This is a genomic window from Stenotrophomonas sp. 05L413, from assembly GCF_056397945.1.
In genome coordinates this window covers 641,826-664,727 of the sequence record NZ_JBFTOL010000001.1, presented here as the reverse complement: position 1 = coordinate 664,727, position 22,902 = coordinate 641,826, and the positions used below count along the sequence as shown (strand labels likewise).

Sequence of the window (22,902 nt, the reverse complement as noted above, 5' to 3'; positions counted from 1 at the left end):
ACGCCAGCGTGCGCTGGCGTTTTCGCGATCCTCAGATCACCGGTTCGCGCAGTACCGGCGACTCCCAGCCCGGGCGCGGGGCGAAGCGATCGCCATAGCGCTGCTGCAGGACCTTGAGGCGTTCGACCAGGGCATCGGCGCCGGTGGCGCGGATGTACTGGATCGGGCCGCCGCGGAACGGGGCGAAGCCGGTGCCGAAGATCACGCCGGCATCGAGCAGGTCGGCGTCGGCGACGACGCCGTCGTGCAGGCAGGCCACCGCTTCGTTGAGCAGTGGCAGGATCAGGCGGTCTTCCAGATCGGCCGGGACCTCGTAGTTGGCGGGGACGTCCGGCTTCTGGGCGCGTCCGTTCTCCCACTTGTACAGGCCCTGGCCGTCCTTCTTGCCACGCTTGCCCTGTTCCACGGTCGCCAGGGCGGCCGGTACCTGCAGGCCAAGGAAGGGCGCCAGTTCCTTGCCCACGCCGGCCGCCACATCCAGGCCGACGGTGTCGAGCAGTTCGATCGGGCCCATCGGCATGCCGAACTTCACCGCGGCTTTGTCCAGCACCGGGCCCGGTACGCCTTCGGCATACGCGGTGGCCGCTTCAAGCATGTACGGGAACAGCACGCGGTTGACCAGGAAGCCAGGGGTGCCGGCCACCGGCACCGGGAACTTGCCCAGCGCCTTGCAGAACGAGGCCAGGCGGCGCTCGGTCTCCGGCGCCATGCCGTCGTGATGGATGATTTCCACCAGCGGCATCTGCGCGACCGGGTTGAAGTAATGCAGGCCGGCAAACTGCGCCGGGCGCTGGATGTGGTCGCGCAGTTCGTCCAGCGGGATCGAGGAGGTGTTGGTGGTCAGCAGCGCATCGGCCTTCATCCTCGGCTCCAGCGACTGGTACAGCTCGCGCTTGGCTTCCGGGTTTTCGATGATGGCTTCGATCACCAGATCGGCCTGGGCCACGCCCTCGCCCGCGAGATCGGCTTTCAGGCGCGCGGCCACGGCCGGGCGCTTGCTGTCGTCCTTCACCCGCTTGGCGAACAGCGCCTGCGCGCGTTCCATGGCCGGGTCGATGAAGCGCTGCTCGCGATCCTGCAGGGTCACGTTGAAGCCCTTGTAGGCCGACCATGCCGCGATGTCGCCGCCCATCACGCCGGCGCCGACCACGTGCACGTGCTGGATGCCGTGGTCCTTGCCGCCCAGTGCCTTCAGGCGTTCGGTCAGGAAGAAGATACGGATCAGGTTGCGGGCGGTCGGGGTGCCGGCCAGCTTCACCACGGCGCGGCGTTCGGCATCCAGACGGGTCTGGATCGGGCTGCCACCGGTGCGTGCCCAGGTGTTGATCAGTGCGTAGGGAGCGGGGTAATGCTCCTTGCGCGCCTTGCGGGCGACCTGCTTGGCCATCTGCGGGGCGAGCAGCTTGCGCGCCAGCCAGGTGTTGGTGATCCACGCGGTCGCGCGCTGCTTGAACGGCCGGGTGGTGCCCTTCAGCGCGAGCGATACGGCGGTATCGAGCAGCACGGCCGGCGCGACGACCTTGTCGACCAGGCCGATGTTGCGCGCGGCCGAGGCCGATAGATTGCGGCCGGTCAGCATCATGTCCATCGCTGCCGGTGCGCCGACCAGCTGCGGCAGGCGCGAGCTGCCGCCCCAGCCCGGGAAGATGCCCAGCTGGGTTTCCGGCAGGCCGATGCGGGTGGAGGCATCGTTGGAGGCCACGCGGTAACGGCAGGCCAGGGCCAGCTCGGTGCCGCCGCCCAGGCAATGACCGTGGATCGCCGCGACGGTCGGGCAGGGCAGTTCGGCCAGCTTCTGGTAGGTGCTCTGGCCACGGCGGATCGCGTCATTGACGGTGCCGCGGCGGTCGAATTCCTGGAATTCCTTCAGGTCCGCCCCGGCGATGAAGCCGGCCGCCTTGATCGACTGGATCACCACCGCCTTGGGCGGGTCCATCCCGATCCGCTCGATCAGGTCGCCCAGTTCGAGCAGCACGTCCTGCGACATGGCATTGACGCTGCTGTCGTGGCGGTCGAGGCTGAGCACGACGACGCCATCGTCACGGATCTGCGGGTGCCAATGCGAGAAGCGGAGCCCATCGAAGCCTGAGAGCATGGGAACGTTCCATCCGGTTGTGTATGGAGAAGGGGGCTATGATCCAGAGGTTGTTTCCTCCCCGTCAAATCCCTATAGCTGGGGGAGAGATACCGCTGATTCATTGCCTGGATCGGAAACCTTAACGGAACGGTGGTTAAAAGCTGGTGCGGCGCGGTGTGATCGAGCGCTGAACTTTTCCCGGGATTGGCAGTCTCATTGCCCGACGTCGGTTGGGCTGACAGGAGTGCGGCCCCCCATGGCCGAGGTTGAAACACCACAGGAGCTGGACCTGGAGCTGGTCCGACGTGTGCAGCGTGGCGAGAGCGGGGCGTTCGATGTCCTGGTACGCAAGTATCAGCATCGGGTCATCGCGCTGATCGGGCGCTACATCGCGGACTGGAGTGAATGTCAGGACGTGGCCCAGGACACTTTCGTCCGCGCGTATCGCGCGATCGGCAGTTTCCGGGGCGACGCCCAGTTCTATACCTGGCTGCACAGGATCGCCGTGAACACTGCCAAGAACCATCTCGCCGCCCACAACCGCCGCCCGCCCACCGATGACATCGAGATCGGGGACGCCGAGCAGTACGACAGCGGCACCCGCCTGCGCGACACCGACACGCCCGAACGCGAGTTGATGCGCCAGGAACTGGAACAGACGGTGATGAAGGCGGTGTCGGCGCTGCCTGAAGAGCTGCGGTCGGCCATCACCATGCGCGAGGTGGACGGCCTGAGTTACGACGAAATCGCGCAGAAGATGGGGTGCCCGATCGGCACCGTGCGGTCGCGGATCTTCCGTGCCCGCGAGGCGATCGACACTGAACTTCGGCCGCTGCTCGATGTGGGCAGCGCCACCCGCGAGAAGAGCCGCGCATGAGCCACGATATGTCCAATGATGCTTCCCGGGGCGCGTCCCCCGATAAATTCGACGCCCATTACCGGCAGCAGCTGTCCTCGTTGATCGATGGCGAGCTGTCAGCCGATGAAGCACGTTTCATGCTGCGCCGGCTGGAACACGATGAGGCCTTGTCCAGCTGCAACGAACGCTGGCAGATGCTCGGCGATGTGCTGCGCGGGCAGGCCTGCGCACCGGCGCCGGTCGATTTCGCCGAGCGGGTGCGCGTTTCCGTGGCCGCTGAGCCGGCACCCGCGATGCAGGCCAATGTCGAGCGCAGCCATGACCGTCAGGAACGGCGTGGCGGTTGGCGACGCTGGGGCGGGGGGGCGGCGTTGGCCGCCTCCGTCGCGGCCGTGGCGATGTTCATGACCCGCGAGCAGCTGCCGGCCCCGGCCCCGCTGGACGCGCCGACCACCATCATCGCCAGCCAGGCCGAGCTGCCTGCCGCACCGGTGACCGAAGCCTCTGCCGCCGAACAGGCGCTCGCCGTGGCGGCGGTGCCCGCTGCTGCGGTGGCTGCCGCCAGCCGCCGCCAGGACGTGGCGACGGCACGCCGCGCCAGCGCCAGTGCCACGCGTACCCAGCAGGCCGCGCGCAGCGCCGCCGAGCGCAGTGCCGAGCCGCAGCGGGCGATCGCCAGCCAGGCGCCATTGGCCCCGGCCATGCCGGCGGCCGCCGCGCGGCAGTTCCCGTTCGGTGAGGTCGGCACGCTGCAGGCCAAGCCTTGGCCGCGCTCCAGCCTGGCCCCGGCCGCCGGCGGCGCGCTCAATGCGAGCTTCTCCACACAGGCGCCGCAGGCCGCGTTCTATCCGTTCGAGCCGCGCCTGCAGGAGTCGGCCGAGTCGGCCGAACCTGCGCGCCGGCACCGCGACTGAGCATCGTCGCGCTGACGCTCCGCTCCGGCCTGTGCGCCGGAGCGTTCCCCCTTTGTTCCCTGACCCGGAGGTTCGTGTCTGATGACCGCCCGTATCCGTACCCATGCCCTGGCGCTGATCGCCATGACGCTCCCACTGGTGGCCTGCGCGCAGTCGCCGTCGCCATCGCCGGCCACCGCTGCCGCGCCGGCGGCCGCCGCTGCACCCCGCGCGCCGGCGCCGCAGCTGGTCAGTGGCCTGCCGGACTTCACCAATCTGGTCGAACAGGTCGGGCCGGGCGTGGTCAATGTCGAGACCACCATCGTGCGCAGCAACCGCCAGGCACGCATGGCCGGGCCGTCCGACCAGGACATGCCGGAATTCTTCCGTCGCTTCTTCGGCCCGGATTTCCAGATGCCGGGGCAGGGTGCCGACGGTCCCGATGACGGCACCCCGAGCATCCGCGGCCGCGGCATGGGTTCGGGTTTCATCATCTCCGCCGACGGCTACGTGCTGACCAATCACCATGTGGTCGCTGATGCCAGCGAAGTGAAGGTCAAGCTTGGCGATCGCCGTGAGTTCACTGCCAAGGTGGTCGGCAGCGACCAGCAGTACGACGTGGCGCTGCTCAAGATCGACGGAAAGAATCTGCCGACCGTGCGCGTGGGCGACTCCAACACCCTCAAGCCGGGTCAATGGGTGGTCGCGATCGGTTCGCCGTTCGGGCTGGACCACTCCGTCACCGCCGGCGTCGTCAGCGCGGTCGGCCGCAGCACCGGCGGCCCGGACCAGCGCTATGTGCCCTTCATCCAGACCGACGTGGCGATCAACCAGGGCAACTCCGGTGGCCCGCTGCTCAACACCCGCGGTGAAGTGGTCGGCATCAACTCGCAGATCTTCTCCGCTTCCGGTGGCTATATGGGGATCAGCTTCGCGATCCCGATCGACCTGGCGATGGGTGCGGTGGAGCAGATCAAGAAGACCGGCCGGGTCAGCCGTGGCCAGCTCGGCGCGGCGGTCGGCCCGATCGATGGCCTCAAGGCCCAGGGGCTGGGCCTGCCGGACAGCCGTGGCGCGCTGGTCAACGAGGTGGTCGCGGGCAGCGCGGCGCTCAAGGCCGGTATCGAGCCGGGCGATGTGATCCGCTCGGTCAATGGCAGCCCGATCAATACCTTCAGCGATCTGCCGCCGGCCATCGGCGCGCTGCCGCCGGGCAGCAAGGTCCGCCTGAGCGTGCTGCGCGATGGCAAGGAGCGGGAGATCACCGCCACCCTGACCGAGCTGGCCGAAGACGCCGAGCGCGGCGCCGCCCGTCCGACCGCGGAAGCGGCCAAGCCCGAGGCCGGCGCCAATGCCCTGCTGGGGCTGGAGGTGGCCGACTTGACCGTCCCGCAGCGCCAGCAGCTGGGCCTGTCGGCGGGCGAGGGCGTGCGCATCACCCGGGTCAACGGCCAGTCCGCGCGTGACGCCGGCCTGTCGCCGGGCCTGGTGGTGCTGCAGGTCGGCCGTACCCCGGTCGGCAGCGTGGCCGCGCTGAACAAGGCGCTGGCCGGATACAGCAAGGGTGACGTGGTCATGTTGCTGATCCGCGCCAACGGCAACAGCGCCTTCGTGGCGGTCAAGGCCGGGCAGTAAGCCCCGCCCCGCCTGCGTTTCCGGGCCCGCTTCGGCGGGCCCGGTCGTTTCTGGGGGGCCGTTGGCGACAATCGCTGCCGGGCCCACGCGGGATCGGGCCGGCCATGCGATAATCCGCAGTCATCCTGACGACGCGACGCGCCGCCGCCACCTATGTCTTCTGATTCGATGCGGTTCATCCGCAACTTCTCCATCATCGCCCACGTCGACCACGGCAAGTCCACGCTGGCCGATCGCATCATCCAGCTTTGCGGCGGCCTCCAGGCCCGTGAGATGGAGGCGCAGGTGCTCGACTCGAACCCGATCGAGCGCGAGCGTGGCATCACCATCAAGGCCCAGTCGGTCTCGCTGCCGTATGTCGCCAAAGACGGCCACACCTACCACCTGAACTTCATCGACACCCCCGGGCATGTCGACTTCTCCTATGAAGTCAGCCGCTCGCTGGCCGCCTGCGAAGGCGCGCTGCTGGTGGTCGATGCCGCCCAGGGCGTGGAAGCACAGTCCGTCGCCAACTGCTACACGGCGGTCGAGCAGGGGCTGGAAGTGGTGCCGGTGATCAACAAGATCGACCTGCCCACCGCCGACATCGACCGTGCCAAGGCCGAGATCGAGGCCGTGATCGGCATCGATGCCACCGACGCCGTGGCGGTCAGTGCCAAGACCGGACTGAACGTGGGCGACGTGCTGGAGGCGATCGTGCATCGCATCCCGCCGCCGGTGCCGCGCGATACCGACAAGCTGCAGGCGCTGATCATCGACTCGTGGTTCGATAATTACCTCGGCGTGGTCTCGCTGGTGCGCGTGATGCAGGGCCAGATCAAGGCCGGCGACAAGCTGCAGGTGATGTCCACCGGCCGCAATCACCAGGTCGACAACGTCGGCGTGTTCACCCCCAAGCGCAAGGTGCTGCCGACACTGAACGCCGGTGAGGTGGGCTGGGTGACGGCCAGCATCAAGGACGTGCACGGTGCCCCGGTCGGCGACACCCTGACCCTGGCCGCCGATCCGGCCGCCAAGCCGCTGCCGGGCTTCCAGGAAATGCAGCCGCGCGTGTTCGCCGGCCTGTTCCCGGTCGATGCCGAGGATTACCCGGACCTGCGCGAAGCGCTGGACAAGCTGCGCCTGAACGATGCCGCGCTGCGCTTCGAGCCGGAAAGCTCCGAGGCGATGGGCTTTGGCTTCCGCTGCGGGTTCCTGGGCATGCTGCATATGGAAATCGTGCAGGAGCGCCTGGAACGCGAGTACAACCTGGACCTGATCAGCACCGCGCCGACCGTGGTCTATGAAGTGCTCAAGACCGACGGCACCATCATCAACATGGACAACCCGGCCAAGCTGCCGCCGGTGAACATGGTCGATGAGATCCGCGAGCCGATCATCCGCGCCAACGTGCTCACCCCCGAGGAGTACATCGGCAACATCATCAAGCTGTGCGAAGAAAAGCGCGGCAGCCAGATCGGCATCAACTACCTGGGCAGCCAGGTGCAGATCAGCTACGAGCTGCCGATGGCCGAGGTGGTGCTGGACTTCTTCGACAAGCTGAAGTCGGTCAGCCGTGGCTATGCCTCGCTGGACTATCACTTCGTGCGTTTCGATGCCGGTCCGTTCGTCCGTGTGGACGTGCTGATCAATGGCGACAAGGTCGATGCGCTGTCGCTGATCGTGCACCGCAGCCATGCCGACCGCCGTGGCCGCGAGCTGTGCGAGAAGATGAAGGAACTGATCCCGCGCCAGCAGTTCGACGTGGCCATCCAGGCCGCCGTCGGCTCGCAGATCATCTCGCGCACCACGGTCAAGGCGATGCGCAAGAACGTGCTGGCCAAGTGCTATGGTGGCGACGTTTCGCGCAAGAAGAAGCTGCTCGAGAAACAGAAGGAAGGCAAGAAGCGCATGAAGCAGGTCGGCCGCGTGGAAATCCCGCAGGAAGCCTTCCTGGCCGTGCTGCAGATGGACAAGTAAGGCCGGATGGCTTTCCCGGCAGCGGCGGGCGGCACCGGATCGGTGTCGCCGGACGCGCAGGGGCACACCACACCGCTGCAATCGTTCCCAAGGACACTGCATGAAATTGTTTGAGCTCCTCCTGGTCGTACTGACGTTGGCCTCGGGCCTGATCCTGCTGGCCGAAAAGCTGTACTTCGCCAAGCGCCGCGCCCAGCGCGCCGGCCTGCTGGACACCGAGCCGGTGATGGTCGACTACGCGCGGGCGTTCTTCCCGGTGCTGGCGATCGTGCTGGTGGTGCGCAGCTTCATCGCCGAGCCGTACAAGATTCCGTCCAGCTCGATGATGCCCAACCTGCTGATCGGCGATTTCATCCTGGTCAACAAGTTCTCTTACGGCCTGCGCCTGCCACTGAACAACGCCAAGGTGATCCCGTTCGGCGAGCCCAAGCGCGGCGACGTGGTGGTGTTCCATTTCCCGGGCCACTCGGACAACGATCCGGCCAAGGGTGAGAACTTCATCAAGCGCGTGATCGGCGTGCCGGGCGACGAGATCGAGTTCCAGGGCAACGGCCTGATCCTCAACGGCGAGCCGGTCAAATACGACAACAAGGGTCTGTACGCAGGCCACAACGGCCAGGGCGAGGGCAGCTCGCTGCTGGTCGAGCACCTGCCGGGCCGCACGCATACCGTGCTGGAGACCGACTACGCCCGAGGCGAAGGGCAGTGGACCGTCCCGGCCGGCAAGTACCTGGTCATGGGCGACAATCGCGACAACAGTGACGACGGCCGTTTCTGGGGCCTGCTGCCGGAGGAGAATCTCCGTGGCAAGGCGTTCCTGATCTGGCTGAACTGCTCGGGCTGGTTCTGCAAGGACGGCTTCGAACCGTCGCGGATCGGCACGGCCATCCATTGATTCATGGCACACGCGTATCTGGGGAGAACGCAATGAAGAACATGACATCGCAGCGCGGCATCACCTTGACCTCGTTCCTGGTGGTGCTGATCGTGGTCGCCTTCTTCCTGTACATCGGGATGAAGCTGTTCCCGATGTACCAGGAGTACTACGCCGTGCGTTCGGCGATGAAGAGCCTGGCCAAGGAGCCGGGCGTGGGCAACATGGAGCCGCGCCGCATCCAGGAGATGTTCTTCAAGCGCCTGTACATCAATTACTCCGAAAACGTGAAACCCGCCGACGTGAAGTTCGATCGCATCGATGGCGGCTGGAACATGAAGGTCTACTACGAAGTGCGCCGTGAAATGATCGGCAATCTGGACGTGGTGGGCAAATTTGATTCAAACCAGGAATTGACCCGTAGCGGTGCCGACTAAGACCTTCCAACGCGGTGACCTGATCGGTCACGCCTTCAACGATCCGGGCCTGCTCCAGCAGGCGCTGACGCATCGCAGCGCCGGTACGCCCAACAATGAGCGGCTGGAGTTCCTCGGCGACAGCATCGTCAACATGATGGTGGCCCAGGCGCTCTACGAACGCTGGCCCAAAGCCGACGAGGGCGCGCTGACCCGTGCCCGGGCCGAGCTGGTGCGCGAAGGCGCGCTGGCGGTGATCGCGCGCGAGCTGCAGCTGGGCGAGCGCCTGATCCTGGGGCCCGGCGAGATGAAGACCGGCGGCCACCGCCGCGACTCCATCCTGGCCGATGCGCTGGAAGCCGTGGTCGCAGCGATCTACCTCGATGCCGGCTTCGCCGTCTGCCAGACCGTGGTGCTGCCCTGGTTCAACGCCTCGATGCAGGCCCTGCCGGCCACCGGCAAGCCCGAGAAGGACCCCAAGACGCGGCTGCAGGAATGGCTGCAGGCCCGGCAGAAGGCGCTGCCGCTGTACGAGCTGGTGTCAGAATCAGGTGACGATCACGCCAAGACCTTCCGGGTACGCTGCGGCGTAACCGACCCCGCTGTCAGCACCGAAGGCGAAGGTGCCTCGCGACGGCTGGCCGAACAACAAGCGGCTGCCGCCGCCCTTGAGCAACTGGATTCCAAGTGAACGAAGCAACCCCCCATCGTTCCGGCAGCGTGGCCGTCATCGGTCGCCCCAACGTCGGCAAATCCACCCTGACCAACGCCCTGGTGGGCGCCAAGGTCAGCATCGTCTCCAACCGCCCTCAGACCACGCGGCACCGGTTGCTGGGCATTGCCAGCTACCCGGAAGGCCAGATCGTGCTGGTCGATACCCCCGGCCTGCACCGTGCGCAGAAGCGCGCCATGAACCGGGTGATGAACCGCGCCGCGCGCGGCTCGCTCGAGGGCGTGGACGCCGGCATGCTGGTCATCGAGGCCGGCCGCTGGGATGACGAAGACACCCTGGCCTTCAATGTGCTCAGCGATTCGGGCATCCCGGTGGTGCTGGTGGTCAACAAGATCGATCGCCTGAAAGACAAGGGCGCGCTGCTGCCGTTCCTGCAGCAGGTCACCGAAGGCCGCACGTTCGCGGCGGTGCACCCGATCTCGGCGCAGAAGCGCAACGGCCTGGAATCGCTGGTCCGCGACCTGATGAAGCTGTTGCCGGAAGCCCCGCCGATGTTCGGCGAAGACGAGATCACCGACCGCAGCCAGCGCTTCCTCGCCGGTGAACTGGTCCGCGAGCAGCTGATGCGCCAGCTGGGTGAAGAACTGCCGTACGCGACCACGGTCGAGATCGAGCGCTTTGTAGAAGACGGCAACCTGCTGCGCATCGGCGCGGTGATCTGGGTCGAACGCGAAGGCCAGAAGGCGATCGTGATCGGCAAGGCCGGCACCCGCCTGAAGGAAATCGGCGCCAAGTCGCGCCTGCAGATGGAGCGCCTGCTCGGCGCCAAGGTCTTCCTGGAGACCTGGGTGCGCGTGCGCGAGGGCTGGTCCGACGACGAAGCCGCGCTCAAGGCGTTCGGCTACGAATAAGCCGGCCACGGCCCCGGGCGGTTGAGTGATGCGCATCGAGGATGAGCCGGCCTTCGTATTGCACGCCCGGGCCTGGCGGGAGACCAGTCTGCTGGTCGAGGTGCTGACCGAGCAGTACGGCCGCATCGGGGTGCTGGCGCGGGGCGTGTCCAGCCCGCGCAGCCAAGCGTTGCGCGCGGCCCTGCAGCCGCTGCAATGGATCCGGCTCACGGCCGTGCAGCGGGGCGAACTGGCCCAGCTGCGCGGTGCAGAAGCCCTGGACGCTGCGCCCCGGCTCACCGGTGAGGCGATGCTGGCCGGCTTCTATATCAACGAACTGATGATGCGGCTGGCGCCCCGCCAGGATCCGCTGCCGGAGCTCTACGACCACTACGCGCAGGTGCGCGCGCGGCTGCGCGATGGCGAGCCGCTGGCCTGGACCCTGCGACGTTTCGAGCGCGACCTGCTGGAGGCCTTGGGCTTCGGTTTCGATCTGTTGCATGGCAGCGATGAGGAGCCGGTCGACCCGGCGGCACGCTATGAGCTGGATCCCCAGGAGGGGCCGCGCCGCCTGCTCAGCGACCGTGGCGTGGATCAACGCCGGGGCACCGCCACCGGCAGCGCGCTGCTGGCGCTGGCCGCCGATGACATGCCGGGGCCCGAGGATCTGGGCAGCCTGCGCCGACCGATGCGCGCGGTGCTGATGCACCATCTGGGCGGGCGGGGGCTGAAATCCTGGGAAATGCTGGAGGACCTGGCCCGGCGGCGCACGTAAGCGCTGGCGGGCCGCGGCACCGTTGCGGGGTGACTCAAGCGGCGCCGGTGCCCCGGCTGCCGCCCCGTGTTCACTGCAACAGGGCGTCCACTGCCACGCGGAAGCGGCTCTGCGCACCGGTCGAGTCCGGGGCCTGGTGCAACTGCCGGACTGCCCGCGCCAGGCGTGCGGCGCCGACGAACCCACAGCTGGCCTGCAACCGGTGCAGCTGCCCACGCAGAGCCTGCACGTCGTCCTCGCGCAGGGCCTGGGCCACTGCATCGCGCACGCCGGGCAACTCGGCCAGGAACAGTTCGCGCAGGGCGATGAGGTGGTGGCGCTGTCCATTCAGCGCGGCCAGGGCGGTGGTTTCGTCCCAATCCTGGCGCAGGCCGTCGGCGTCGTCCGCTTCCGGGCCGAGCGGCGCCGACAGGCTGCCCGCGGTATGCACCAGGGCGCGGCGGACGGCTTTGAGCAGGTGCTCGCGGCTCAGCGGCTTGACCAGGGTCTCGCTGAAACCGGCATCGCGCAGGCGTGAGTGGATCGAGGTGTCGCCGTCGGCGGTATGCGCCAGTGCCGGGGTATCCGGACGCGAGCGGCGCAGCTCCTGCAGCAGTTGGGTGCCATTGCCGTCGGGCAGGTTCACATCGATCAGCCACAGATCGTGTTGGCTGCCGCGGGCGCGGTCCATGGCCGTGGCCAGTGAATCGGCGGTATCGACCTGGGCCGGCAGGGTTTCCAGCGCGGCCTTGAAGAAGCCGCGGCTGATGGTGTCATCCTCGACGAGCAGGAATCGGGGCATGGGATCCCTCGGGGTCATCTGCATTTGGGCTGCCTCCATGTCAGCTGCGCCCATCTTAAACGTGAAGTGGCCCGCCGCAAGCCTCCCGGCTGCATACCGGCTCAGCTTGCAGTTGGTATCTGCGACAATACGCACCCTTTTTGCCCGCAGCCTGTTGCCACGTGGCCCGAACCCGCTCCCGCCTCGACCGAACCCCCTTCCAGACCGACATCCTCGACCTCAGCCATGACGGCCGTGGCGTTGCCCGCCGCGACGGCGAGGGTGGCAAGGTCACCTTCATCACCGGCGCGCTGCCGGGTGAGGTGGTGACCGCCGAGCCGACCGCGCGCAATCGCCATTTCGATGAAGCCCGGACCATCGAGGTCGTACAGGCCTCGCCGCAGCGGGTGACCCCGCGCTGCCCGCATTTCGGCGTCTGCGCCGGCTGTGTGCTGCAGCACCTGGAAGAGTCGCAGCAGATCGTGGCCAAGCAGCGCGTGCTGATCGACAACCTGACCCGGATCGGCCACGTCACGCCGGGCACTGTGCTGCCGCCCCTGGTCGGCGACAGCTGGGGTTACCGCCGCAAGGGCCGCTTCTCGGTGCGCCGCGTGGAGAAGAAGGACAAGACCCTGGTCGGTTTCCGCGAGCTGGATCCGCGCTTCGTCGCGGACCTGAGCCAGTGCCTGACCGTCATCCCGGAAATCGGCATGAAGGTCGGCGCGCTGTCCGAGTTCATCGAGACGCTCGATGGCAAACGCGATATCCCCCAGATCGAATTCATCGCCGGGGATGACGCGATCGTCCTGACCATCCGCCATATGCAGCCGCTCAGCGACGCTGACCGCGCCGCATGGACCGCTTTCGGGCAGGAACATGGTTTTGCGATCTCGCTGCAGCCCGGCGGCGTGGAGTCGGTGCACCCGCTGTGGCCGGCCGAGGTGCCGCTGTCGTTCAAGCTGGCACCGTGGGATGTCGAACTGGCGTTCCGCCCGCTGGATTTCATCCAGGTCAACGCCAAGCTCAACGTGCAGATGATCGCCCACGCACTGGCGCTGCTCGATGCCGGCCCGGACGAGCGCGTGCTGGATCTGTTCTGCGGGCTGGGCAACTTCACCCTGCCGCTGGCGCGCACCGTGCGCAACGTGGTCGGTGTGGAAGGCGATGCCGGCCTGGTGGCGCGTGCGAAAGAGAACGCCGTGCGCAACGGGCTGGACAATGCCGAGTTCTACGCAGCGGACCTGACCCAGGACCAGCGCCAGACCCCGTGGATGCGCCAGGGCTTCGACAAGCTGTTGCTGGATCCGCCGCGCTCGGGCGCCATCGAAGTGCTGCAGCAGCTGCCGCTCAAGCAGTTCAAGCGGATCGTCTACGTGAGCTGCCATCCCGGCTCGCTGGCGCGCGACGCCGGCTACCTGGTCAACGAGCAGGGCTTCACTCTGGTCTCGGCCGGCGCGATGGACATGTTCCCGCATACCGCGCACGTGGAAAGCATCGCGGTGTTCGAAAAGCGCTGACGGCGTTCGCCCTCAGCGGGCGTCCTCCGGCGCGGCGTTCTGCCACTGGCCCTGTGCGTCGAACACGTAGGTCTGCGGGTCGGTGCCGCGCTCGGTGTCATCCCCCGCGGTGACATCGCAGCGGATGTCCGGCGACTGCGTGCTGCGCAGTTCGCAGTCCTCGATCTCGAAAATCCGCAGGCGCTGCTGGAAGGCGCGCAGTGCGTCGCGGGCGGCGGCATCGTCGATGGATGCGGCACGATGATCGAGCTGTTCGATGAGCAGTTCGCGGACCCGCTCGCGCGGGGGGACCGGCGCATCGACATCGGCCCGCTGCATCGCCCAGCCCATGCCCTGGGGCACGAAGCGCAGCATCCGGTAGCGGTTCTTGAGCCCGATCTCCATGCCGACCAGGCACTCGTAGGCGCCGGTGACCGTGGCGCTGGCAAAGCACGGCCCATGCTCGAACCCGCGCGGGGTGAACATCGATTGCAGCAGCAGATCCTGCGCGGAGGCCGCCGGCTTCTTCTCGGCCTCGATCATGGCCATGATCGCTGCGTCGATCTGCGCAGGCGTGGGCGGCGTCGCGGCGACCCCGGGCAGTGGCAGCAGCGTCAGCAACAGGGTAGGGAAGAGCGGCTTCATCGGGCGTCCTTGCAGGGCAGCCGGCCAGTATAGGAGCAGGCCGTGGCCGCATGATCGTGATCGCCGCATACTGTGCGCATGGGCATTGAAATCGAACGTAAATACCGCGTCACCGGCGAGGGCTGGCGCACGGCCGCGCACGCGGTGATCCCGATGGCGCAGGGCTATCTCAACGACACCGCCGCACTGGACAGCGGCGCACAGAAAGCTTCGGTGCGCGTGCGGATCCAGGGCGAGCAGGCCTTCCTCAACATGAAGTCACGCGAGATCGGGCACACCCGGCAGGAGTTCGATTACCCGATCCCGGTGGACGATGCACGCGCGCTGCTGGCGCTGTGTGTCGGCGGGCTGATCGACAAGCGTCGGCATCTGGTCGAGCACCAGGGGCTGCTCTGGGAAGTGGACGAGTTCCTCGGCGAGAACGCCGGGCTGGTGGTGGCCGAAGTCGAGCTCGAGCATGCCGATCAGGCGATCACGCTGCCCGACTGGGCCGGCGCTGAAGTCACCGACGAGGTCCGTTATTACAATCTGGCGCTGGCCGCGCATCCGTTTTCACGCTGGTCCAGCGCGGAACGCGGCTGACCGCCAGACCTTGTAAACGCCCCGCAGCACCCACAATCTGGCGAGATGAAAATCGATATCTGGTCGGATGTGGTGTGCCCCTGGTGTTGGATCGGCAAGCACCGGTTCCAGCAGGGCCTGGCGCTGTTGGGTGATGACGCCCCCGAGGTGGAGGTGCACTGGCACCCCTTCCTGCTGGATCCCGACGCCGGCACAACCCCGGTACCGCTGCGCGAGGCATATGCGGCCAAGTTCGGCAGTGCCGAGCGCACCGAGCAGATCCTGACCCAGACCCAGACCGCGGCGCGCGCCGAAGGCCTGCCGATGGATTTCGACCAGGGCCAGGTCCGGGTCACCACGCTGCCGGCGCACCGCCTGATGTGGCTGGCCGGGCGTGAAGGTGTCCAGGCGGCGGTCGGCGAGGCGCTGTTCCGCGCGCATTTTGCGCAGGGCCGCAACCTGGCCGAGCCGCAGACCCTGATCGATGCCGGCGCTGCCGGTGGCCTCAGCGCCGAACGGATCACCACACTGCTGGCCGGCGACGAAGGGCTGGCGGAGATCCAGGCCCAACTGGCGCAGGCGCAGCGGTTTGGCATTCAGTCGGTGCCCACCTTTGTGATCGACGATACGTACGCCATCCAGGGGGCCCAGCCGCCGGAGGCTTTCGCCCAGGCGCTGCGCCAGATCGCGGCGGAAACCCCACCGGCAGGAGCTGCCGGGCAGGGCGCTGGCTGCGGCCCGGACGGCTGCGAGGTCTGACGCTGCGCGCGGGTTCTGCGACAATGCGGCAGTGCGCCATGGTGGCGCCCCGTATTGGAGACCCCCCATGCTCGTGATCGGCGTTGCCGGGACCGAACTCACCGCCCAGGAACGCGAGTGGCTGCAGCACGACGCCGTGGCCGGCGTGATCCTGTTCAAGCGCAATTTCGCCTCGCGCGAGCAGGTGGCCGAGTTGTCGGCGGCCATCCGCGCCGCTGCGCCGCGCCCGCAGCTGATCTGCGTGGACCAGGAAGGCGGGCGCGTGCAGCGCTTCCGTGACGGTTACAGCGCGCTGCCGCCGCTGCAGGGTTTCGATGCCCTGTACGCCACCGATCCAGAGGCTGCGCTGGCATTGGCCGAACAGCATGCCTGGCTGATGGCCAGCGAAGTGCGCGCCAGCGGCGTGGATCTCAGCTTCGCCCCGGTGGTCGATCTGGGCCGTGGCAACCTGGCCATCGGCGATCGCGCGTTCAGCGCGGACCCGCAGGTCGTGGCTGCATTCACCGCCGCCTATGTGCGCGGCATGCACAGCGTCGGCATGGCGGCCACGCTCAAGCATTTCCCCGGGCACGGCACCGTGCTGGAAGACACCCATTTCCACGATGCCAGCGACCCGCGTTCGCTCGATGAACTGCGTGCGTTGGACCTGATCCCGTTCGCGGCCGGCATCACTGCCGGCGCCGATGCGGTGATGATGGCCCACGTGGTCTACCCGCAGGTCGCGCCGGAACCGGCCGGCTACTCGCCGCGCTGGATCCAGCAGATCCTGCGCGAGGAGATGGGCTTCCGTGGCGTGGTCTTCTCCGATGATATCGGCATGGCCGCCTCGTTCTCCGCCGGTGGCGTGAAGGCGCGCGTGGACGCGCATCTGGATGCCGGCTGCGACGTGGTGCTGGTCTGCCACCCCGAACTGGTGGAAGAATCACTGCGCGCGGTCGAAGGCCGCACCCTCAACACCGCTGCGCTGCTCGGCCTGATCGGTCGCGGCGCGCTGGGCTGGGACGGCCTGTTGGCCGATTCCCGCCATGGCACCACCCAATCCCGTTTGCTTGACACCCTTGGAAGAACCGTCTGATGCCCAACCTCTCCATTTCCCAGGCCCTGGCCCAGGCCGACCTGCTGGTCGACCGTCCCACCATCGACAAGGCCATCGCTGGCATCGCCGACGCCATCGCGCGCGATTACAAGGGCGAGGTCCCGCTGTTCCTGTCGATCATGCACGGCGCACTGCCGTTCGCCGGCCAGCTTGCGCTGGAACTGGGCGCACGCGGCCAGGACGTGCAGTTCGATTATCTGCACGCCACCCGCTACCGCGGTGAAACCACCGGCGGCGATCTGGTCTGGAAGCACAAGCCGGCCACCGCGCTGTTCGGGCGCCGCGTGCTGCTGGTCGATGACATCCTCGATGAGGGCTACACGCTGCAGGGCGTGCGCACCTGGTGCCTGGAGCAGGGTGCCACCGATGTGCGCATCGCCGCGCTGACGGTCAAGCTGCACGACCGCGCGCTGCCGGACGTCAAGGCCGACTATGCCGGCATCGACCTGCCGGACCGCTATGTGTTCGGGTTCGGCATGGACGTCAACGAGACGCTGCGCTGCGTGCCGGCCATCTACGCGATGAAGGAATGATGGAACACATTTCTCTTACCGTCATCGGCGGCACCGGCGTCTACACGCTGGCCCAGCTCGATGACGTGAGCAGCCACCAGGTCGAGACCCGGTACGGCACGCCGTCCGGTCCGATCCGCGTCGGCACGCTGCTGGGCCAGCGCGTGGCCTTCCTGGCGCGCCACGGTGAAGGCCACTCGCTGCCGCCGCACAAGATCAACTACCGCGCCAACCTCGCCGCGCTCCAGCAGATCGGTGCGCAGCGCGTGCTCGCGCTCAATACGGTTGGCGGCATCACCGAACAGTTCGGCCCGCGCGTGCTGGCCTGCCCGGACCAGTTGATCGATTACACCTGGGGCCGCATCTCCACCCTGTGCGAAGAGCCGGGTACCGAGGTGCTGCACGTGGACTTCGGCCATCCGTACACCCCGATGCTGCGCAGCAAGGTGCTGGCCGCGGCGAAAGTGACCGGCGTGCGCCTGCAGGACGGTGGCTGCTACGGCGCCACCCAGGGTCCGCGGCTGGAAACCAATGCGGAAATCGCGCGCATGCGCCGCGATGGCTGCGATCTGGTCGGCATGACCGGCATGCCCGAAGCGAGCCTGGCCCGCGAGCTCGGCCTGGACTATGCCTGCCTGGCGATTGTGGCCAACTGGGCCGCCGGCTGTGGCGATGGCGATGAAATCACGATGGCTGAAGTGCTGGCCAATGTGGAGGCTGCCTCCTCCGGTCTGCCCGAATTGATCGGTGAATTGGCACGGGGGTGATTGTCATTACCGTACAAGGTTTGCATACTCCGCCAGTGCGCTGGTTGAGCGTACACCACCCATTCATAGAAGAAGGTCTCGCATTACCATGCCGAACGGTACCGTCAAGTGGTTCAACGACGCCAAGGGATTTGGCTTTATCTCGCCGGAGGACGGCAGCGCCGACGTCTTCGCGCACTTCTCCGCGATCAACTCCAAGGGCTTCCGCAGTCTGCAGGAAGGCCAGAAGGTCACCTATGACGTGACCCAGGGCCCGAAGGGCGCCCAAGCCTCGAACATCGTGCCGGCTGAGTGATTCTTTCAGCTGCGCATTGAAAACCCCGCTTCGGCGGGGTTTTTTTTCATCAGTGAGTACGCGCATGTCTCCACCTCGCACCATCGCCATCGTCGGCTACGGCACCGCCGGGCAGGCGTTGTCGATCCTGCTTTCACGCGATCATCACGATGTGCACGTGTTCGAGCGTGCCGCAACCCCGGGACCCGTCGGTGCAGGCTTCCTGCTCCAGCCCAGCGGCCTGGACGTGCTCTGGCAGATGGGGCTGCTTCCCGCGGTGCTCCGTCACGGCGCTGCGGTGCGCCGCCTGTACGGCGAGACGCCGTGCGGACGCGCGGTGATGGATATGCGGTACGTCCATCTGGATGCTGCACTGCACGGCGTGGGCATGCAGCGCGGCGCGTTGTTCTCGCTGCTGGCAGCTGCGTGGGAACAGCCGGGCAACCTGCAGGCCGGTACCGCCATCGTCGAGGTGGACACCGCGCAGGGGCGCGTGCGTGATGCGGACGGGCGCTGGCACGGGCCGTACGATCTGGTGATTGCTGCCGATGGTGCCGCCTCCTCGCTGCGCGCGCAGGTGCAGGGCACCACGCTGGACCGCGAATACCCGTGGGGCGCGCTGTGGTGCCTGCTGCCGCGCGGCGACTGGCCGCACGTGGATGAACTGCGGCAACGCTATGTGGCCGCGCGCAAGATGATCGGGCTGCTGCCGGTTGGGACTCGGCCGGGCAACGATGCGCCGCAGCTGAGTTTCTTCTGGAGCCTGCCGCGTGACCACTTCGCACAGTGGGAGCGTGACGGCATGGCCCGCTGGCTCGACGAGATCGCCACGCTGTGGCCGCAGGCGCACGAGCGCCTCGCCGGCGTGACCGAACCGGGTCAACTGGCCCGCGCCGGGTACCGTGACGCCGTGCTCTCGCGCTGGCATCGCGGGCGGCTGGTGCTGGTCGGCGATGCGGCGCACGCGATGAGTCCACAGCTGGGGCAGGGCGTGAACATGGCGCTGATGGACGCGCTGGCGTTGCGCGACGCACTGCGCGCGCACGCCGATGCCGAGGTCGCGCTGCGCGCCTACCAGGTGCAGCGGCGCGCCCACGTGGCGATCTACCAGTACTGGAGTCGATGGCTGACGCCCTTGTTCCAGTCCGAACGCGATGGACTGGCGCGCGCACGCGATGTGCTGTTCCAACCCATGGGCCGCGTGCCGGGTGGGCGCGGGCATATGCTCCGCGTGCTCAGCGGAACCCAACGTGGCTGGCTGGGCAGACTGCCGTTGTCGCCCGCGTTCGTGCAGGCGATGCATGCCGCGCGAGCGACGGATGGCATCCGCTGATACCCCTGCGTATCGGTGCGCGCACGCCGATGTGAAGGCGTGAATAACATTCATTGACGGTGGACTCACCGCTGGCATGGGACAACACCCTGGCAAACGCAGCGCTCGCGCTTGTCCATGCGCGCCCTGCTGACACCGCCCATGCGCGTCCGATTCCTGATCGCTTGGAGGCCCGCGACGGCGGGGTGGTACGGTGATGCTGCGTTTGCGACCTACGGTCCGGTGGACCGATCGCAACCAAGGAGATTGAAATGCTGTTCTCGGCCGAAACTCTGGAAAGTGAAATCCGCAAACTGCGCGGACTACTGCAGATGCTGCATGAGGATCAGCCGGACGTGATGGAAGACGTGTTCGAGTTCCATGTGACCAGCCTCATCACGCACGCCGCGCCGGAGCACCATCCGCGCATCCGTGCCGCCGCCCATGACATGCTGACCGCGATCCAACGGCAACCCGTACGGCCCAATCCGAACGCACCGGATATCCGGTTGATGCCGGACCTGTTGGCTTCGGCTGCCTGATCCAGGCAAGGTAGTTGGGGCCACTGACGTCGCGCGCTGCCCGAATCAGCGCGCCGGCAACGCGATGGCCTGGTCTTCGACACAGGCCACCAGCTGCTCGCCGGCACCGAGCACCGGTGCGATGCCGGCGGTGAATCCGGAAAACGCCGGCAGGATCGTCATTCCCTCGCGCATCCAGAACGACGGCCACCGCCGCTGCATGCCGGGCAGGCGCGCCAGCGGGTGCAGATGGCCGCACAGCACATGCAGGCCCGGCTGGCGCTGCGGTGCATGGCGCAGCAGGAAGGGCCCCTCCTGCACACGCTCGCCGAGCAGTTCGATGCCCAGGTCGGCCTTGGGCAACACCCGGTCGTGATTGCCTTCCAGCGCGCCGATCCACAGGTGAGGATGTTGCTCGCGCCATCCCTGCCACTGCCGGTACCACGCCGCGCGATGCGCCGCGCCATGCAGCACATCCCCGAGAATCCACAGATGGCGCACGTCGTGGTGCTGCACCATCGCGCCCAGCCGCTGCAGGTCATCGGACGTACCGCCGCTGGGCAGGCCGATGCCCGACCGCCGGAACAGGTCCGCTTTGCCCAGATGCAGGTCAGCGATCAACAGCGCGTTGCGCGCCGGCCAATGCAGCGCACGCGCGCCGAGCAGGTGGACGGCTTCGCCGGCGAGGGTGATCGGCAGTTCAGGCGCCATGGCGCTTCTCCAGTTGCTGTGCAGCGCGCAGGACGCGGGTCTTCCAGTCTTCGTTGCTGAGTTGGCCGCGCAGCCGCTCGGCCCAGAGGGGGAAGGACAGTGGGCCTAGGCTGGCCGGATGCTGCAGGCTCAGCGTCCGCGCCTGGCAGAGGGTGAGGGCGCGGGCCAGACGCTCAATACCAAGTTGATCGTGCAGCACTTCGTGTTCGGCCAGCGTCAGCAGGATGTGATCCGGATCATGTTGGCGCAGGACGTCGAACAGCAATCCGCTGGAGGCCTGCAGCTGACGCAGGCTGCGCGGTGTCCGCCCCGGCAGCGCGGGTACCAGCATGCCGGAGACGCGCGCGATGTCGCGGAACTGGCGTCGGGCAAGCTCGCCCAGATTGAGGCTCTCGCGCAGATCCGCAAGCAGTCCCTGTGGTTCCAGCAACGCGCGCACGCGTGCCGCATCGATCTCAACCGCACGTGCCGGGGCGAGTACGAAACCGTAATCGTTGGCCGCGTAGCCGAACGTATTGGTCTGCAGGCGCGTCCAGCGCATCGCCATCAACGCGGCCAGCCCTTCATTGACCTGACGGCCGGCGAAGGGATACACGAACACGAACTGGCCTTCGCGCCGGCGGACATGCTCCACCAGCAGCAGCTCAGGCCCAGGCAGGGCCGACAGGCGCATCTGCAGCGCCAACAGCGGCGCCAGCCACTGCATCTCCGGGCTCTCGGGCGGGTGGGCCAGCACTGTTTCCATTTCATGCCCTAGCGCGTCCGACAGCGGCAACCGGCCGCCCTGCCAACGCGGCACCACCCCATCGCCGCCGCGTGCCACGCGCACGTAGGCGGTCAGGTTCTCCAGCCGCACCAGTTCCAGCAGGCGGCCGGCGAACTGGAAGCGATCACCGGGCCGCAGCCGGCTGAGGAACTGTTCTTCCACCGCACCCAGCCGGCCGCCGCGCAGGAACTGCACCATGACACTGCCATCGCTGGTGATGGTGCCGATCGACAACCGGTGCCGCAGCGCGACGCGACGGTCGTGCACGCGGTAAATGCCATCGTCATCGCGCACGACCTTGTGGAAATCCGGGTACTGCGACAGCGCGCGGCCGCCCTGCACGATGAACTCCAGCACGCCCTCCCAGTGCGCGCGGTCCAGACCGGCGAACGCGTGTGTGCGCCGCACCTGCTCGAACAGCACGTCCGGATCGAAGCCGCCGCCGAGTGCGAAGCTCACCGCATGCTGCGCCAACACATCCAGCGACAAGCGCAGCGGCCGGCGTGCTTCGATGTGGCCGTGGGCCAGCGCGCGCCGCGCAGCCGCGTATTCCACCAGCTCCAGCGCGTGCGAGGGGACACACACGATGTGCCCGGATTCGCCGGGACGATGCCTGGCGCGCCCCGCGCGCTGCAGCAACCGTGCGATACCCTTGGGGCTGCCGATCTGCAGCACCTGGTCGACACTGGGGAAATCCACACCCAGATCCAGGCTGGAAGTGGCGACCACGCAGCGCAGCCGGCCCTCGCGCAGGCCTTCTTCGGCCGCGCGGCGCAACGCCGGGTCGAGCGAGCCGTGATGCAGGGCGAGTGTGGCCGGGTCTTCCGGCCACACCGCCGACAGCGCCTGATGCCAGAGCTCGGCGTGCGCACGGGTGTTGGTGAACAGCAGGCTGGTACGCACCGTCAGCAGTTTTTCGAGCACGCGCTGCAACTGCGACAGACCCAGGTGGCCTGCCCACGGGAAGCGCTCGCCCTGCGCGGGCAGCAGCGTCTCCACACTGACCGGGCGCGGCCGCGCGCCGGCCACCAGCGGGGCATCGGGCACATCGGGCAACAGCACCTCGCGCGCTTCGTCCAGATTGCCCAGCGTCGCAGACAGCCCCCACACCTGCAGCGCGGGCAGGGCATCGCGCAGGCGGCGCAGATTCAACTGCAGCAGCACGCCGCGCTTGTTGCCGAGCAGTTCGTGCCACTCGTCCACCACCACGCAGCGCAGGTGCTGCAGGCGCGCCATCGTGTCGGGATAGCTCAGCAGCAGCGCCAATGATTCGGGCGTGGTCACCAGCACATCCAGCCGCCCTTCACGCGCCAGGCGCTTGTCGCGCGCGCTGGCATCACCGGTACGCAGGCCCACCTGCCAGTCCAACCCGAGGGCATCCAGTGGCTCACGCAACGCGCGCGCGGTGTCGGCGGCCAGTGCCCGCAGCGGGGTGATCCACAGCACCTGCAGGACGGGTACAGGGGTCTTCGCGCGGCCGCGGGTGGTTCGGGGGGGCGGGTTGTTGAGCGCCTGCAGCAACGGGCCACCGAACATGGCCAGCGTCTTGCCGCTGCCGGTCGGTGTGTGCAGCAGGCCGGACGCGCCGGCCAGGTAATGCCGCCACATGGCTTTCTGGAAGGGCAGCGGCGCCCAGCCCCGGCTGGCGAACCACGCCGTCAGCCGGGCCAT

23 protein-coding genes are annotated in these 22,902 nt (G+C 67.7%); 18 read left to right on the top strand and 5 right to left on the bottom strand.

Annotated elements, in window-relative coordinates; translation table 11 throughout:
* Positions 1-31: 31 nt before the first annotated feature.
* Positions 32-2,095 (bottom strand): 3-hydroxyacyl-CoA dehydrogenase NAD-binding domain-containing protein, encoded by a 2,064-nt coding sequence (locus AC1DIQ_RS03025; protein ID WP_152154084.1) that lies wholly within the window; start codon positions 2,093-2,095, stop codon positions 32-34.
* A 238-nt stretch (positions 2,096-2,333) separates the two neighbouring features.
* On the opposite strand from AC1DIQ_RS03025, the gene rpoE reads away from it, so the two are divergent.
* From rpoE to recO, 9 genes are all read left to right on the top strand, one after another.
* Positions 2,334-2,954, top strand: coding sequence for an RNA polymerase sigma factor RpoE (rpoE, locus tag AC1DIQ_RS03020; RefSeq protein WP_121038769.1), 621 nt, complete (start codon positions 2,334-2,336; stop codon positions 2,952-2,954).
* The gene (locus AC1DIQ_RS03015) at positions 2,951-3,850 is read left to right on the top strand and encodes a sigma-E factor negative regulatory protein (protein ID WP_282263976.1); all 900 of its coding nucleotides are present in this window, start codon (positions 2,951-2,953) and stop codon (positions 3,848-3,850) included. Before rpoE ends, AC1DIQ_RS03015 begins: the two co-directional genes overlap by 4 nt.
* 81 nt (positions 3,851-3,931) lie before the next feature.
* A complete protein-coding gene (locus AC1DIQ_RS03010; protein WP_478049410.1) occupies positions 3,932-5,464 on the top strand; it encodes a DegQ family serine endoprotease in 1,533 nt (510 codons plus the stop codon).
* Positions 5,465-5,632: 168 nt separating this feature from the next.
* Positions 5,633-7,423, top strand: coding sequence for a translation elongation factor 4 (gene lepA, locus AC1DIQ_RS03005; protein ID WP_183073750.1), 1,791 nt, complete (start codon positions 5,633-5,635; stop codon positions 7,421-7,423).
* A 100-nt stretch (positions 7,424-7,523) separates the two neighbouring features.
* Positions 7,524-8,318: a signal peptidase I gene (gene lepB / locus AC1DIQ_RS03000; RefSeq protein WP_121038757.1), complete on the top strand. Its 795-nt coding sequence runs from the start codon at positions 7,524-7,526 to the stop codon at positions 8,316-8,318.
* A 32-nt stretch (positions 8,319-8,350) separates the two neighbouring features.
* Positions 8,351-8,734, top strand: a complete 384-nt coding sequence (locus tag AC1DIQ_RS02995; protein WP_088434521.1) for a DUF4845 domain-containing protein — start codon at positions 8,351-8,353, stop codon at positions 8,732-8,734.
* Entirely contained in the window at positions 8,724-9,404 is a 681-nt protein-coding gene (rnc, locus tag AC1DIQ_RS02990) for a ribonuclease III (RefSeq protein ID WP_121038754.1), read from the top strand. Before AC1DIQ_RS02995 ends, rnc begins: the two co-directional genes overlap by 11 nt.
* Entirely contained in the window at positions 9,401-10,297 is an 897-nt protein-coding gene (gene era / locus AC1DIQ_RS02985) for a GTPase Era (protein ID WP_478049409.1), read from the top strand. Before rnc ends, era begins: the two co-directional genes overlap by 4 nt.
* 28 nt (positions 10,298-10,325) lie before the next feature.
* Entirely contained in the window at positions 10,326-11,051 is a 726-nt protein-coding gene (gene recO, locus AC1DIQ_RS02980; RefSeq protein WP_121038748.1) for a DNA repair protein RecO, read from the top strand.
* Positions 11,052-11,121: 70 nt separating this feature from the next.
* On the opposite strand, the gene AC1DIQ_RS02975 is transcribed toward recO, so the two are convergent.
* Positions 11,122-11,856: an Hpt domain-containing response regulator gene (locus AC1DIQ_RS02975; protein WP_152154090.1), complete on the bottom strand. Its 735-nt coding sequence runs from the start codon at positions 11,854-11,856 to the stop codon at positions 11,122-11,124.
* 137 nt (positions 11,857-11,993) lie between these two features.
* Here AC1DIQ_RS02975 and rlmD point away from each other — a divergent pair, with 137 nt between their 5' ends.
* Positions 11,994-13,328: a 23S rRNA (uracil(1939)-C(5))-methyltransferase RlmD gene (gene rlmD, locus AC1DIQ_RS02970; RefSeq protein WP_282261430.1), complete on the top strand. Its 1,335-nt coding sequence runs from the start codon at positions 11,994-11,996 to the stop codon at positions 13,326-13,328.
* Between the two features lie 12 nt (positions 13,329-13,340).
* Here the strand turns inward: rlmD and AC1DIQ_RS02965 are convergent, their stop codons facing one another.
* A complete protein-coding gene (locus tag AC1DIQ_RS02965) occupies positions 13,341-13,952 on the bottom strand; it encodes a hypothetical protein (RefSeq protein WP_282261432.1) in 612 nt (203 codons plus the stop codon).
* Positions 13,953-14,030: 78 nt separating this feature from the next.
* On the opposite strand from AC1DIQ_RS02965, the gene AC1DIQ_RS02960 reads away from it, so the two are divergent.
* The 8 genes from AC1DIQ_RS02960 (at position 14,031) to AC1DIQ_RS02925 (ending at position 19,775) form a co-directional block, all read left to right on the top strand.
* Positions 14,031-14,534: a CYTH domain-containing protein gene (locus AC1DIQ_RS02960; protein WP_152154096.1), complete on the top strand. Its 504-nt coding sequence runs from the start codon at positions 14,031-14,033 to the stop codon at positions 14,532-14,534.
* Between the two features lie 45 nt (positions 14,535-14,579).
* Positions 14,580-15,272 (top strand): DsbA family oxidoreductase, encoded by a 693-nt coding sequence (locus AC1DIQ_RS02955; protein WP_152154098.1) that lies wholly within the window; start codon positions 14,580-14,582, stop codon positions 15,270-15,272.
* Between the two features lie 67 nt (positions 15,273-15,339).
* Positions 15,340-16,347, top strand: coding sequence for a beta-N-acetylhexosaminidase (nagZ, locus tag AC1DIQ_RS02950; RefSeq protein ID WP_265309282.1), 1,008 nt, complete (start codon positions 15,340-15,342; stop codon positions 16,345-16,347).
* Positions 16,347-16,901: a hypoxanthine-guanine phosphoribosyltransferase gene (locus tag AC1DIQ_RS02945; RefSeq protein WP_152154102.1), complete on the top strand. Its 555-nt coding sequence runs from the start codon at positions 16,347-16,349 to the stop codon at positions 16,899-16,901. The genes nagZ and AC1DIQ_RS02945 overlap by 1 nt, the downstream gene beginning before the upstream one ends.
* Positions 16,901-17,647, top strand: coding sequence for an S-methyl-5'-thioinosine phosphorylase (locus tag AC1DIQ_RS02940; RefSeq protein ID WP_282261456.1), 747 nt, complete (start codon positions 16,901-16,903; stop codon positions 17,645-17,647). The genes AC1DIQ_RS02945 and AC1DIQ_RS02940 overlap by 1 nt, the downstream gene beginning before the upstream one ends.
* Before the next feature lie 88 nt (positions 17,648-17,735).
* Positions 17,736-17,942, top strand: a complete 207-nt coding sequence (gene cspE / locus AC1DIQ_RS02935; protein ID WP_019183439.1) for a transcription antiterminator/RNA stability regulator CspE — start codon at positions 17,736-17,738, stop codon at positions 17,940-17,942.
* Positions 17,943-18,006: 64 nt separating this feature from the next.
* Entirely contained in the window at positions 18,007-19,254 is a 1,248-nt protein-coding gene (locus AC1DIQ_RS02930) for an FAD-dependent oxidoreductase (protein WP_282261468.1), read from the top strand.
* A 251-nt stretch (positions 19,255-19,505) separates the two neighbouring features.
* The gene (locus tag AC1DIQ_RS02925; protein WP_121038721.1) at positions 19,506-19,775 is read left to right on the top strand and encodes a hypothetical protein; all 270 of its coding nucleotides are present in this window, start codon (positions 19,506-19,508) and stop codon (positions 19,773-19,775) included.
* A gap of 45 nt (positions 19,776-19,820) precedes the next feature.
* Here AC1DIQ_RS02925 and pdeM read toward each other — a convergent pair whose 3' ends face one another.
* On the bottom strand, positions 19,821-20,465 hold the full coding sequence (pdeM, locus tag AC1DIQ_RS02920) for a ligase-associated DNA damage response endonuclease PdeM (protein ID WP_121038718.1): 645 nt from the start codon (positions 20,463-20,465) through the stop codon (positions 19,821-19,823).
* Entirely contained in the window at positions 20,455-22,902 is a 2,448-nt protein-coding gene (locus tag AC1DIQ_RS02915; protein WP_478049510.1) for a ligase-associated DNA damage response DEXH box helicase, read from the bottom strand. The genes pdeM and AC1DIQ_RS02915 overlap by 11 nt, the downstream gene beginning before the upstream one ends.